We start from the raw sequence: 12467 nt of genomic DNA, 5'->3' as shown, positions 1-12467 counted from the left end.
CGAATTCTGCGAATTCGGTGGCGAAAAACCCCGACACGTTGTCGGTGCCCGCTGGCAGAATCCCGGCATGATGCACGACAGCCCGGGCCAGGCCCCGGTGAGCACCGACGAGCGCCCGGCGGACGGTCCGCGCTCGGTCGCGGAGCTGTGCGCGCTGACCGCCGCCGGTGAGCGCGTGGAGTACGTCCACTTCTGGGGGCATCGTCCGCCCCGCGGCGGCGGCCTGGGGACGAGCTGTTTCAGCCAGTGGTGGCCCTCCCCCTTCACCGTCGGCGGGGTCCGCTACGCCACCGCCGAGCACTGGATGATGGCCGGCAAGGCCCGCCTCTTCGGCGACGCGGAGGCCGAGCGCCGGGCGCTCGCCGCCGGCCACCCCCAGGAGGCCAAGGAAGCCGGGCGGACCGTCCGCGGCTTCGACGAGGAGGTGTGGGCCCGCCACCGCTCCGGCCTCGTCGTCGAGGGCAGCCGGCACAAGTTCGGCCAGGACCCCGCGCTGCGGAGCTTCCTGCTGGGCACCGGCTCCCGCGTGCTGGTGGAGGCGAGTCCGGTGGACCGGATCTGGGGCATCGGGCTGGCCGCCGACGACGACCGCGCCGCCGACCCGGCCCGCTGGCGCGGTCTGAACCTCCTCGGTTTCGCCCTCATGGCGGCCCGGCAGCTGCTGGCCGCGGAGGAGGGCCCGGGGCAGGCCACCGCCCCGCCGGCCGCCCGCCGCTCCCGCCTACGATGACCGGAGCGCACCGGACCGCACCGCCCGCCGCGCCCCACCACCCAGGAGGAATTGTTGTCCGACCTCGACGCCTTCATCGCGGGTCTGCCCAAGGCGGAGCTGCACGTCCACCACGTCGGCTCGGCCTCCCCGCGGATCGTCGCCGAACTCGCCGCCCGGCACCCGGACTCGGCCGTGCCCACCGACCCCGAGGCGCTCGCCGACTACTTCACCTTCCGCGACTTCGCGCACTTCATCGAGGTCTACCTCTCCGTCGTGGACCTGATCCGCGACGCCGAGGACGTCCGGCTGCTGACGTACGAGGTCGCCCGCGACATGGCCCGCCAGCAGATCCGCTACGCCGAGCTGACCGTCACGCCGTTCAGCTCGACCCGCCGCGGCATTCCGGACGCCGCCTTCGTCGAGGCCATCGAGGACGCCCGCAAGGCCGCCGAGTCCGAGCTGGGCGTGGTGCTGCGCTGGTGCTTCGACATCCCCGGTGAGGCGGGCCTGGAGTCCGCCGAGGAGACCGCCCGGATCGCCTGCGACCTCCAGCCGGAGGGGCTGGTCTCGTTCGGCCTGGGCGGGCCGGAGATCGGCGTGCCGCGGCCGCAGTTCAAGCCGTACTTCGACCGGGCGCTGGCCATCGGGCTGCACTCCGTCCCGCACGCCGGCGAGACCACCGGCCCCGGCACGATCTGGGACGCGCTGACCGAGCTGCGCGCCGAGCGGATCGGCCACGGCACCAGCGCCGTCAAGGACCCGGCGCTGCTGGCCCACCTCGCCGAGCACCGCATCCCGCTGGAGGTCTGCCCGACCTCCAACATCGCCACCCGGGCGGTCCGCACCCTGGAGGAGCACCCGGTCCGGGAGATGGTCGAGGCCGGTGTGCTGGTCACGATCAACAGCGACGACCCCCCGATGTTCGGCACCGACCTGAACACCGAGTACGCCGTCGCCGCCCGCCTGCTGGGCCTGGACGCCGCCGGCGTGGCCGCCCTCGCCAGGAACGCGGTCACCGCCTCCTTCATGGACGACACCGCCAAGGCCCGTCTGGCGTCCGAGATCGACGCCTACGCGGCCAACTGGCGCGGCTGACCGCCGGCCCGGCCGGGCGGGCGCGGCACGGGGCCGCCGCCCGCCCGCCGCGGCCCTCAGCCCCTGGTCAGCCGCCGCGCCACGGTGTGCGCGACGACGGTGGCGCCCGCCGCCGCGGCCACACCGCACAGCACCCCGCGCGGGCCGGCCGGCCGCAGCACCCCGGCCCGCCGCAGCCTCCCGCGCGCCCAGAGCGAGAACGGGATGACCAGGACCGGCGAGGTGGCCGAGCCCGGGGTCCAGCCGCGGACGGCGGCGGCCTGGGCGAGGTGCAGCAGTCCGTGCAGCCCGAAGCCGTCCAGCGTCGCCTGGAAGAACGCCGACCGGCCGCCGGTGCGGTAGCCGCGGGCCGCGGCCCCGGCGACGATGACGGCCATCACCGCCACCGCCGCGGTGAACTCCCGCTCGGTGGCGCCCGCCAGCGCCCGCCACACCCGCTCGGGCACCTGCGGGAACCGCTCGCGCAGCTCCGGTACGTGCTCCCGCGCCCAGCGCGGCCCGAAGAGCACCTCCTCGGTGTCGTGGAGTGCCCAGGCGGCGAACAGCCCCAGCGTGACGGCGGGCGGGACCCGGGGCGGCAGTTGCGGCTCCCCGGCCGGGGAGCGTCTTCCGTTCGGCATGACTGTGCAGTCTGGCAGCCGGGGCGGCGCCCCCGCGCACCGCCCCGGCGGGGCCTACAGCCCCACGATCCCGTTCCACGCCTTCGCGAACTCGGTCCGCTCCTTCGCCGTGATGTCCCGGGCGATCGCCAGCCGCTTGCGCATCGCCGCGTCCGGGAAGATCAGCGGGTCCTCGGCCAGCTCCGCGCGCTCCTTGTCCTTGGACGAGGCGAGCACCTCGCGCGCCGCCGGCACCGGGCAGACGTAGTTGACCCACGCGGTCAGCTCCGCCGCGACCTCCGGCTGGTAGTAGTAGTCGATCAGCCGCTCGGCGTTCCGCTTGTGGGCCGCGAGGTTGGGGATCATCATGCTCTCCGCCCACAGCTCGGCGCCCTCCTCGGGCACCACGAACTCGATGTCGGGGTTGTCCGCCTTGAGCTGGATCACGTCGCCGGAGTACGCCTGCGCGGCGAGGACGTCGCCGGAGTCCAGGTCCTTGATGTAGTCGTTGCCGGTGAACCGGCGGATCTGGCCCTTGCGCACCAGGCCGCTGACCTGGTCGATCATCCGGTGGAAGTCGTCGGCGGTCCAGCGGGTGATGTCCACGCCGTTGCCCTGGAGCAGCATGGCGAATGCCTCGTCCAGCCCGGACAGCAGGGTGACCCGGCCGCGCAGGTCGTCCTTCCACAGGTCGGAGGTGTGGCGGATCTCCCGGCCGAGCTTCCTGCGGTTGTAGGCGATGCCGGTGATGCCGGACTGCCAGGGCACGGAGTGCGTGCGGCCGGGGTCGAAGTGCGGGGAGCGCAGCTGCGGGTCGAGGTACCGGGCGACGTTCGGCTGGGCGGCGCGGTCCATCGTCTCGACCCAGCCGAGCCGGACGTAGCGGGCGCACATCCAGTCGCTGATGACGACCAGGTCCCGGCCGGTGGGCTGGTGGTTCATCAGCGCGGGGCTGATCTTCCCGAAGAACTCGTCGTTGTCGTTGATCTCCTCGGTGTACGTCACGGAGATCCCGGTCCGCTTTTCGAACGCGTCCAGGGTGGGGCGGCGCTGCGGGTCGCGGTCGTCCACGTCGATGTAGAGCGGCCAGTTGGCGAAGACCAGGGAGCGGTCCTCGGCGGAGCGGTCGGGGGCCAGACGGTCGGCGGCGTCCACGTACGCCGCCGGCACCCCGCATCCGGTGAGGGCGGCCAGCGCCCCGGTCACACCGATTCCGCCCATGCCCCGAAGCAGCGAACGCCGCGAAAGATCAGCCATGGCGAGCACTCTCACGTGCCGCGGGCGGAGGCGGCAAGAGACAGAGCGTCAATTGCCGGGCCTCCGCCCGCGACGGTGTGTCGAGCGTTCCGTGCCGCCCGACGGTGGGGTCCCCCGGTGCGGACCGGCCGGCTCAGCCGTCCAGCGAGGTCATCACGTGCTTGATGCGGGTGTAGTCGTCGAAGCCGTAGGCGGAGAGGTCCTTGCCGTAGCCGGACTTCTTGAAGCCGCCGTGCGGCATCTCGGCGACCAGCGGGATGTGGGTGTTGATCCACACGCAGCCGAAGTCCAGGGACTTGGACAGCCGCATCGCGCGGGCGTGGTCCTTGGTCCACACCGAGGAGGCGAGGGCGTACTCGACGCCGTTGGCCCACTCGACGGCCTGCTTCTCGTCGGTGAAGGACTGGACGGTGATGACCGGGCCGAAGACCTCGTTCTGCACGATCTCGTCGTCCTGCTTCAGCCCCGAGACGACGGTCGGGGCGAAGAAGTAGCCCTTCTCACCGACCTGTTCGCCGCCGGCCTCGATCTTGGCGTGCGCGGGCAGCCGCTCGATGAAGCCCTTGACCTGCGCCAGCTGGTTGGCGTTGTTCAGCGGGCCGTAGAGGACGTCCTCGTCGTCGATCGCGCCGGTCTTGGTCTCCGAGGCGGCCTTGGCGAGCGCGGCGACGAACTCGTCGTGGATGGACTCCTGGACGAGCACGCGGGTGGCGGCGGTGCAGTCCTGGCCGGCGTTGAAGTAGCCGGCGGTGGCGATGTCCTCGACGGCCTTGGCGATGTCGGTGTCCTCGAAGACCACGACCGGGGCCTTGCCGCCGAGCTCCAGGTGGACCCGCTTGAGGTCCTTGGAGGCGGACTCGGCGACCTGCATGCCGGCGCGCACCGAGCCGGTGATCGACGCCATCGCCGGGACCTTGTGCTCGACCATCAGGCGGCCGGTCTCCCGGTCGCCGCAGACGACGTTGAACACCCCGCGCGGGTGGCCCAGTTCGTCCAGGACGCTGCCGATGATGTCGGCGATCAGCACCGTGGAGGCGGGGGTGGTGTCGGAGGGCTTGAGGACGACGGTGTTGCCCGCGGCGAGCGCCGGGGCGAACTTCCATACGGCCATCATCATCGGGTAGTTCCACGGCGCGACCTGGGCGCAGACGCCCACCGGCTCGCGGCGGATGATCGAGGTGAAGCCGTCCATGTACTCGCCGGCCGCGCGGCCCTCCAGCATCCGGGCGGCACCCGCGAAGAAGCGGATCTGGTCCACCATCGGCGGGATCTCCTCGGAGCGGACCAGGGCGATCGGCTTGCCGCAGTTCTCGGACTCGGCGGCGATCAGCTCCTCGGCACGCTCCTCGAAGCGGTCGGCGATCTTGAGCAGGACCTTCTGGCGCTCGGCCGGGACCAGGTCGCGCCAGACGGGGAAGGCGGCCTCGGCCGCGGCCATGGCCGCGTCCACGTCCGCGGGACCGGACAGAGGGGCAGTGGCGTACGCCTCACCCGTCGCCGGGTTGACCACCTCCGTGGTCCGCCCGTCGGCGGCGTCCCGGAACTCCCCGTCGATGTAGTTGCGCAGACGACGCAGTGCGGTGGTCACTGTGCGCCCCCTTCAGTTTCGGATGTACCGGTGGTTGGGATCCCACACTAGCCGCGATACCCACGTTTTCAACACACCCACACCGTTCGAACAACGGAATCAGTGAAATCTCCCTCGATCAACAACTGATTTCATCGAATCGGGGTTGCCATACCGTCGAACCTCGTGCACAGTGAGGGACGTGGCCACTCGTGACAGAAACGGCACTCCGTCGATCGACTCCGTCTCCCTGGCGATCATCGAGCAGCTCCAGGAGGACGGGCGCCGTCCGTACGCCGCGATCGGCAAGGCCGTCGGCCTGTCCGAGGCGGCGGTACGCCAGCGCGTACAGAAGCTGCTCGACCAAGGCGTGATGCAGATCGTCGCGGTCACCGACCCCCTCACGGTCGGTTTCCGCCGGCAGGCAATGGTCGGCATCAACGTCGAGGGTGACCTCGACCCCGTGGCCGACGCCCTGACGACCATGGAAGAAGTCGAGTACGTCGTCATGACGGCAGGTTCCTTCGATCTCCTCATCGAGATCGTCTGCGAGGACGACGACCACCTTCTGCAAATGATCAACAAGCGGATCCGCACGCTTCCCGGCGTCCGATCCACCGAGAGCTTCGTGTACCTCAAGCTCCGGAAGCAGACCTACACCTGGGGAACGAGATAGCAATGAGCGCCGACCTCTCCAAGACGGCGTACGACCACCTGTGGATGCACTTCACCCGCATGTCGTCGTACGAGAACGCCCCCGTGCCCACGATCGTGCGCGGTGAGGGCACCAACATCTACGACGACAAGGGCAAGCGCTACATCGACGGCCTCGCCGGCCTCTTCGTGGTCAACGCCGGCCACGGCCGCGTGGAGCTCGCCGAGACCGCCTACAAGCAGGCCCAGGAACTGGCCTTCTTCCCCGTGTGGTCCTACGCCCACCCCAAGGCCGTGGAGCTGGCCGAGCGCCTGGCGCACTACGCGCCGGGCGACCTCAACAAGGTCTTCTTCACCACCGGTGGCGGCGAGGCCGTCGAAACCGCCTGGAAGCTCGCCAAGCAGTACTTCAAGCTCCAGGGCAAGCACACCAAGTACAAGGTGATATCCCGCGCGGTGGCCTACCACGGCACCCCGCAGGGCGCCCTGTCGATCACCGGCCTGCCCGGCCTGAAGGCCCCCTTCGAGCCGCTGGTCCCCGGCGCGCACAAGGTGCCGAACACCAACATCTACCGCGCCCCGATCCACGGCGACGACCCCGAGGCGTTCGGCCGCTGGGCCGCCGACCAGATCGAGCAGCAGATCCTCTTCGAGGGCCCGGAGACCGTCGCCGCGGTCTTCCTGGAGCCGGTGCAGAACGCCGGCGGCTGCTTCCCGCCGCCCCCCGGCTACTTCCAGCGGGTCCGCGAGATCTGCGACCAGTACGACGTGCTGCTCGTCTCCGACGAGACCATCTGCGCCTTCGGCCGCCTGGGCACCATGTTCGCCTGTGACAAGTTCGACTACATCCCGGACATGATCACCTGCGCCAAGGGCATGACCTCGGGCTACTCCCCGATCGGCGCCTGCATCGTCTCCGACCGCCTCGCCGAGCCGTTCTACAAGGGCGACAACACCTTCCTGCACGGCTACACCTTCGGCGGCCACCCGGTCTCCTCGGCCGTGGCGCTGGCGAACTTCGACATCTTCGAGCGCGAGGGCCTCAACCAGCACGTGCTGGACAACGAGGGCGACTTCCTCAGCACCCTGCAGCGGCTGCACGACCTGCCGATCGTCGGCGACGTCCGCGGCAACGGCTTCTTCTACGGCATCGAGCTCGTCAAGGACAAGGCCACCAAGGAGTCCTTCAACGACGAGGAGACCGAGCGCGTCCTCTACGGCTTCCTCTCGAAGGCGCTGTACGACAACGGCCTCTACTGCCGCGCCGACGACCGTGGCGACCCGGTCATCCAGCTGGCCCCGCCGCTGATCGCGGACCAGCCGGTCTTCGACGAGATCGAGCAGATCCTGCGCTCCGTCCTCACCGAGGCGTGGACCAAGCTCTGATCCTCGCGTCGCCTCCCGGCGCCCTGAGCAACAACTGAATACCCTCCCCCAACGGCCCGGATTCGCTCACCCTCACCCAGAGGAGTGAATCTGGGCCGTTGTGGCTGCCGAGCCACAAATGACCGGGGACGCGATTCCTTACCGTGCTGGTGACCGATACCCTCCGTGGTCGTTCCCCCGGCCGGGGGAACGGCAGCGAACAAGCGAGAGGTGTGCAGATGGTGGCCCCGCCTGACAACGACGTTCTCCGGGCCCGCGGCCTGCACCACATGCACGGCGCCACCGCCGCCCTCACCGGGGTCTCCCTCGGCGTCCGCGAGGGCGAGATCCTCGCCGTCACCGGCCCCCGCGGCAGCGGTAAGACCACCCTTCTGAAGTGCCTTTCCGGCCAGCTCGTCCCCACCGAGGGCGAGGTGTGGTTCCGCGACGCCGCCGTCCACACCCTCTCCTCCCCCAGCCGCGAACGGCTGCGTCTGGACCGGTTCGGCTGGATCGACACCGAACCCCACCTCGTCCCCGAACTCACCGCCTGGGAGAACGCCGCCCTCCCCCTCCTGCTCCGCGGCACCGGCCACCGCGCCGCCAAGCACACCGCCCACGAGTGGCTCGAACGCCTCGACGTCGGCATGTGCGCCCGCCACCGGCCCGCCCGCCTCGACCAGTCCCAGCGGCAGCGCGTCGCCGTCGCCCGCGCCCTGGCCACCACCCCGCAGGTGCTCTTCGCCGACGAACCGACCGCCCCCCTGCACACCGCCGACGGCACCCAGGTGCTGCGCACCCTGACCACCGCGGCCCGCTCGCACCGCATCACGGTGATCCTGGCCACCTACGACCCCCAGGTCGCCGCGCTCGCCGACCGCACCATCGCGCTCCTCGACGGCCGCCGCTCGGGCGCCACCCCCGAGACCGCCGACGCCCCCGACGAGGAAAGCAGGGAAGCGTGCTCGCTCTCCGTCTAGCCCGTGGCGCTCACCCCCTCGTCCTGCTGCGCCGCCTCCTTGTCGCCGCCGCCGCGGCCGGCACCGGCTTCCTGGTCCTCGCCGCCCTGGGCCACGCCGCCGCCCACCCGGCCACGACCGGCGCCTCCCTGGCCCGGCTCCTGTGGTGCGCCGTTCCGCTCGCGGCCACCGCCCAGCTCGCCGTCTCGGTGGCCCGTACGGACCCTGCGGCCCGCCTCCAGCGCGGGATGAACGCCGCCGGCCTGGGCCCCGTCCGGCTCACTCTGCTCGCCGCGGCCTCCACCGCACTCTCCTGCGCCCTCGGCGCCCTCCTCTCGCTCATCGCCTTCTTCGCGCTCCGCGGCGACCTCGGCGGTGCCGCGGAGGCCGCCGGCTCCCGCCGCGTCGAGCCCGGCCTGCTCGGCGCCGGCCACCCGGTCCCGCTGCTCGGCGCCCTCCTGCTGCTGTCCCTCGTCCCGCTGACCGCCGCGGCGGCCACCGCCATCGCCCTGCGCCCCCGTACCGAACCGGGCGTCGTCGAGCCCCCCGCCCCGGCCGCCCGGACGGCCCCCACCGGCCTGCCGTGGGGCGTCGCCCTGACCGCCGCGGGCCTGGCCATCGAGTCCTACACCTCTCCCGCCCCCGGCGCCCACGGCGGACTGCCGCCGCTGCCCGGCAGGCTGATCGGCAGCCCTCCCGGCGTCCTGGCCGGCTGGGCCCTCGCCGCCTTCGGCCTCGCCCTGGCCGGCCCCGGCCTGGTGTACCTGTCGGGCCAGCTGCTGTGCACGGGCCGCCCCGGTGCCCTGCGGCTGCTGTCCGGCCGCGTCCTCCAGGAGGAGGCCCGCCGCCTGGGCCGCCCGCTCGGTGTCCTGTGCGCCGTCGCCTCGGCCGCCTACGCCGCCGTCACGGTGTACGAGGCCGCCCCCGCCCGGCCCCCGGGCCCGTTCACCGCGGTCGGTACGGCCGTCGTCCTGGCCTGCGTCACCGTCAGCGCCCTCACCGCCACCGCCGAATCGCGGGCCGCCCGCGCCCGCACCACGGCCGCCCTGCGCCGCCTCGGCGCCACCGCCTCCGTCCTCCACCGCGCCACCGCCCTCCGCACCCTCGCCCTCCTCCTCGTCCTGGGCCCCCTCACCTGGACCGTCGCGGAAATGGCGACGCTTCCCCTGGTGCAGTAGCGGCGGGCAGGGCGCGGGCGGGTGACGGTGTGGGGGTGGCGGACGGCTGGGGTGGCGGGTGCCTGGGGTGAGCGGGTGGCTGGATGACGGGCGCCTGGGTGGGGCGGGTGATTGGCCTCGGTGCGGTGGGTGTTGTCAGCGATTGAGGGGGGCGGCGATGTGGTGTCGGCGCCGAGGGGCTTGGTGAGCTCCTTTCTTGGCTTGTCTCGCTCGGCTTTGCTTGTTTGGCGGTGCCGGTGGCGTCCGGTCGGCGGGGCGTCGAGTTGGCTGGTTGGGGCGGGCCGCGTGTCCGGGTGGACGTGGAGGGTTCTGGGCGGGTCTGTGAGTGGTGGGGGCGGTTGCGGGTCGGTGTCGGTGGGCTTGGGGTGACGGGGGGCTGGGCTCCTGGGGTCGGCGGCGGCTGGGGTATGCGGGCGTGGGTTCCGGGAGGGTCGTCGGCGCGCGTCGGAACGTAAGGGGCGGCGGAAGGGTGCAGGGCGTGCCGTGGAGTGGCGGGAACTCCGGGGGCAGCCAGGCGTGTTGGACCGGCGGACGGGGTGGCGAACTGCGGCGGGGCGGGTGTCGACGACAGGCTGCGCGAGCCGAGGCGGGATGAGGTGGGGTGGGGTGAGGTGGGGTGGGGTGGCGCGGCGGCCCGTTCGGGTGCCCGGGCAGCAGCGTTGGCCGACTCGGCGGCGTTGGCTGGTGTAAGGACGTTGACGGGCCGGTGACCGGTGGCGGCTGGTTGGTGACGCCGAGGCCGGGCGGGTTTCACTGCTGAGGCCGAGGCCGGGCGACTCGCGCCGGGCGGAGGCCGGGTGGCGTTGGCGACGCGACCCTGTACGGACGGGCCGACGGCCGGCCCGGGAGCGCGGGTCAGCGGGCCAGGGCGGTGACTTCGACCTCTATTCGCCACTCCGGCTGAGCCAGTGACGAGACTTCGAGCAGGGTGTCCGCCGGGTAGGGCTGCGACAGGAACTCCTCGCGCAGGGTGATGACATGGGGGAGGGCGGCAGCCATGTCCGTGACGAAGATGCCGACCTTCACCACGTCCGCCAGGGACGCCCCCGCCTCGGCCAGCACCCGCTCCACATTCCGGAACGCCTGGCGGCCCTGGGCCGAGAAGTCGTCGGAGACGGTCCGCCCCCGCTCGTCGATTCCCGCCTGACCGGACACGTGGATCAGCCCGCCCGCCTTGATGGCCTGAGAGATCCTGTACGGCTCGTACCAATCCGGCGTGGTCGCGATCCGCTGAATCCCCCGCACACCCCCGGCCTCCTCCGCAACGGCCTCGACAACACCCGGCGTCGACATCACGCTTCCCCCTTCGCAGTCCATGTCCATGCATCTCTTGCATGCACATACATAAGTTTCAGGCGCATGTAGGCTGCTGTCAAGAGCTCAGCGAAAACACTGCGAAAGGCGCCGGAGACGCCGGAGTCGACCGGCGGCGGAAGCGACAGAAGCGACGGAGAAGCGGACGACGATGGACGCGGAGCACTGGGACCGGTTCGGGGCACTGCACACCCGTGTCGAGCAGGAATTGGCGAAGGCCCTGCAGCAGCACCACCGGCTCGGCCTCTCCGAGTACCGCGCGCTGGCCCGGCTGGCCGAGGCGGAGGACGGCGAACTGCGGATGCAGGAGCTCGCCGATCTGATCGGGCTGAATCAGAGTTCGGTCAGCCGGCTGGCCTCCCGGCTGGAGTCGTCCGGCCTGACCCGGCGCGACCTCTGCCCCGACGACCGGCGGGGTGTCTACAGCGTCATCACCGACGAGGGCCGCGAAGTTCAGGGCAGGGCACGCCCGACGTACGACGCCGCACTGCGCACCGCACTCGACTCCGCCGCCGAAGACGGCCTCCTCGGACCGCTGATCAACTCCTTGCGGATCTGACGTGCGGACATGCTGTGCGGGCATGCTGACGCACATGGGTATGCAACCGCACACACAGCCTCCGCTGTCCCGCGTCCCCCGCGAGCGCGGCCATGAGATCACCTCGCTCGCCGAGTTCGACCGGGTCGCCGCGACCGGCAGCCTCTCCGGGTACCACCTCCAGTCCCTCGATCTCTCGGACCGTACGTTCGCGCTGCTCAGCACGGAGACCGTGGACTCCGTCTTCCTCGGCTGCGTGATGGAACCGGACGCCGCCGCCAAGGTGCGCGCCGGAGGCGCACTGGTCTTCCCTCCGGTGCCCGGCCTGCCGTTCGACCCGTACCGCGGCGCGCTCTACGCGCCGGACGAGCTCTACTCCGGGCTGTTCGACGCCGGTTACGACGCCACTCCGGACGCCCGGGCCTACCGCTGGTACCAGGAGACCAAGGCGACCGGTGACGTGGTCGCCGGGATGTTGCGCAGCATCCACGACGACACCGTCTCGGACGCCCTGGACGCCCATCTCGCCGGCGCACGCGTCGTCGGGGTGCTGGGTGGGCACGTCATGGAACGCGGGTCGGCCGCCTACGCGGGCGCTGCCAGGCTCGGGCGCCGCCTCAGCCGTGAGGGCCTGACCGTGGCGACCGGGGGCGGCCCCGGCGCGATGGAGGCGGCGAACCTCGGCGCGTACACCGCCCCCTTCGAGGACGCCGCGCTCGACACGGCACTCGAACTCCTCGCCGGGACGCCGCACACCGGCCCCTCGGTCACCCGGTGGGCCCGCGCGGCTTTCGAGGTGCTGCGCAGTCGGCCGGGCGGCGGCCCGTCCGTGGCCATGCCCACGTGGTTCTACGGTCACGAACCGCCGAACGCCTTCGCCTCCCACATCGCGAAGTACTTCGTCAACGCACTGCGGGAGGAAGGCTTGCTGGCGCGGTCGAACGCCGGGCTGGTGTTTCTCCCGGGTGCGGCGGGGACGGTCCAGGAGGTCTTCGACGCCGCCACCCTGAACTACTACCGGACGTGCGGTGGACCGACCCCGATGGTGCTGGTGGACCGCCGGCACTGGACCTCCGAGCTGCCGGCCTGGCCCCTGCTCCAGACCCTCTCGGCAGGCCGTCCGATGGCGTCCCGGATCGCTCTGGTCGATTCGGTCGACGAGGTCCCGGAGGCACTGACCCGCCTGGCGGCCGAGACCGCATCCGCCGAGGGGCGCTGAACACAGCGGC

At 71.9% G+C, this 12467-nt stretch carries 12 protein-coding genes; 8 read left to right on the top strand and 4 right to left on the bottom strand.

Going from position 1 to position 12467, the window contains the following annotated elements:
- Nucleotides 1-67 precede the first annotated feature (67 nt).
- Both ybiA and MUU72_RS21200 read left to right on the top strand, forming a co-directional pair.
- Complete coding sequence (gene ybiA / locus MUU72_RS21205) at nt 68-730, top strand: riboflavin biosynthesis intermediates N-glycosidase (protein ID WP_248014919.1); 663 nt, start codon at nt 68-70, stop codon at nt 728-730.
- A gap of 54 nt (nt 731-784) precedes the next feature.
- The gene (locus tag MUU72_RS21200) at nt 785-1807 is read left to right on the top strand and encodes an adenosine deaminase (RefSeq protein WP_248014918.1); all 1023 of its coding nucleotides are present in this window, start codon (nt 785-787) and stop codon (nt 1805-1807) included.
- 56 nt (nt 1808-1863) lie between these two features.
- Here MUU72_RS21200 and MUU72_RS21195 read toward each other — a convergent pair whose 3' ends face one another.
- The 3 genes from MUU72_RS21195 to MUU72_RS21185 form a co-directional block, all read right to left on the bottom strand.
- Nucleotides 1864-2427 carry an HXXEE domain-containing protein gene (locus MUU72_RS21195; RefSeq protein ID WP_248014917.1) on the bottom strand — a complete coding sequence of 188 codons (564 nt, stop codon included), beginning with the start codon at nt 2425-2427 and terminating at the stop codon, nt 1864-1866.
- 54 nt (nt 2428-2481) lie between these two features.
- Nucleotides 2482-3663, bottom strand: coding sequence for a polyamine ABC transporter substrate-binding protein (locus MUU72_RS21190; protein ID WP_248014916.1), 1182 nt, complete (start codon nt 3661-3663; stop codon nt 2482-2484).
- 133 nt (nt 3664-3796) lie between these two features.
- Complete coding sequence (locus MUU72_RS21185) at nt 3797-5251, bottom strand: gamma-aminobutyraldehyde dehydrogenase (RefSeq protein WP_248014915.1); 1455 nt, start codon at nt 5249-5251, stop codon at nt 3797-3799.
- 181 nt (nt 5252-5432) lie between these two features.
- Between MUU72_RS21185 and MUU72_RS21180 the strand changes: the two genes are divergently transcribed.
- The 4 genes from MUU72_RS21180 to MUU72_RS21165 all read left to right on the top strand — a co-directional run bounded on the left by MUU72_RS21180 (nt 5433) and on the right by MUU72_RS21165 (nt 9386).
- Nucleotides 5433-5906, top strand: a complete 474-nt coding sequence (locus MUU72_RS21180) for an Lrp/AsnC family transcriptional regulator (protein WP_016572225.1) — start codon at nt 5433-5435, stop codon at nt 5904-5906.
- A 2-nt stretch (nt 5907-5908) separates the two neighbouring features.
- A complete protein-coding gene (locus MUU72_RS21175) occupies nt 5909-7270 on the top strand; it encodes an aspartate aminotransferase family protein (RefSeq protein ID WP_248014914.1) in 1362 nt (453 codons plus the stop codon).
- A gap of 218 nt (nt 7271-7488) precedes the next feature.
- Nucleotides 7489-8229 (top strand): ABC transporter ATP-binding protein, encoded by a 741-nt coding sequence (locus MUU72_RS21170; RefSeq protein ID WP_248014913.1) that lies wholly within the window; start codon nt 7489-7491, stop codon nt 8227-8229.
- A complete protein-coding gene (locus MUU72_RS21165; protein WP_248014912.1) occupies nt 8211-9386 on the top strand; it encodes a hypothetical protein in 1176 nt (391 codons plus the stop codon). The genes MUU72_RS21170 and MUU72_RS21165 overlap by 19 nt, the downstream gene beginning before the upstream one ends.
- Nucleotides 9387-10241: 855 nt before the next feature.
- Here the strand turns inward: MUU72_RS21165 and MUU72_RS21160 are convergent.
- Nucleotides 10242-10679 (bottom strand): RidA family protein, encoded by a 438-nt coding sequence (locus tag MUU72_RS21160; RefSeq protein WP_248014981.1) that lies wholly within the window; start codon nt 10677-10679, stop codon nt 10242-10244.
- Between the two features lie 172 nt (nt 10680-10851).
- On the opposite strand from MUU72_RS21160, the gene MUU72_RS21155 reads away from it, so the two are divergent.
- Both MUU72_RS21155 and MUU72_RS21150 read left to right on the top strand, forming a co-directional pair.
- Nucleotides 10852-11259 carry a MarR family winged helix-turn-helix transcriptional regulator gene (locus MUU72_RS21155; protein WP_248014911.1) on the top strand — a complete coding sequence of 136 codons (408 nt, stop codon included), beginning with the start codon at nt 10852-10854 and terminating at the stop codon, nt 11257-11259.
- 40 nt (nt 11260-11299) lie between these two features.
- The gene (locus tag MUU72_RS21150; protein WP_248014980.1) at nt 11300-12457 is read left to right on the top strand and encodes an LOG family protein; all 1158 of its coding nucleotides are present in this window, start codon (nt 11300-11302) and stop codon (nt 12455-12457) included.
- Nucleotides 12458-12467 lie beyond the last annotated feature (10 nt).

Source organism: Streptomyces rhizoryzae (assembly GCF_023155275.1).
In the GTDB taxonomy this organism is placed as follows: Bacteria; Actinomycetota; Actinomycetes; order Streptomycetales; family Streptomycetaceae; genus Streptomyces; species Streptomyces rhizoryzae.
This window is presented reverse-complemented; position numbering and strand designations above follow the sequence as displayed.

What these genes read in the sequence shown, in the direction of transcription:
- MUU72_RS21160 (WP_248014981.1), bottom strand. Translation starts at nt 10,679, where the DNA reads ATGTCGACGCCGGGTGTTGTCGAGGCCGTTGCGGAGGAGGCCGGGGGT.
- MUU72_RS21190 (WP_248014916.1), bottom strand. Translation starts at nt 3,663, where the DNA reads ATGGCTGATCTTTCGCGGCGTTCGCTGCTTCGGGGCATGGGCGGAATC.
- MUU72_RS21150 (WP_248014980.1), top strand. Translation starts at nt 11,300, where the DNA reads ATGCAACCGCACACACAGCCTCCGCTGTCCCGCGTCCCCCGCGAGCGC.
- MUU72_RS21195 (WP_248014917.1), bottom strand. Translation starts at nt 2,427, where the DNA reads ATGCCGAACGGAAGACGCTCCCCGGCCGGGGAGCCGCAACTGCCGCCC.
- MUU72_RS21170 (WP_248014913.1), top strand. Translation starts at nt 7,489, where the DNA reads ATGGTGGCCCCGCCTGACAACGACGTTCTCCGGGCCCGCGGCCTGCAC.
- ybiA (WP_248014919.1), top strand. Translation starts at nt 68, where the DNA reads ATGATGCACGACAGCCCGGGCCAGGCCCCGGTGAGCACCGACGAGCGC.
- MUU72_RS21155 (WP_248014911.1), top strand. Translation starts at nt 10,852, where the DNA reads ATGGACGCGGAGCACTGGGACCGGTTCGGGGCACTGCACACCCGTGTC.
- MUU72_RS21175 (WP_248014914.1), top strand. Translation starts at nt 5,909, where the DNA reads ATGAGCGCCGACCTCTCCAAGACGGCGTACGACCACCTGTGGATGCAC.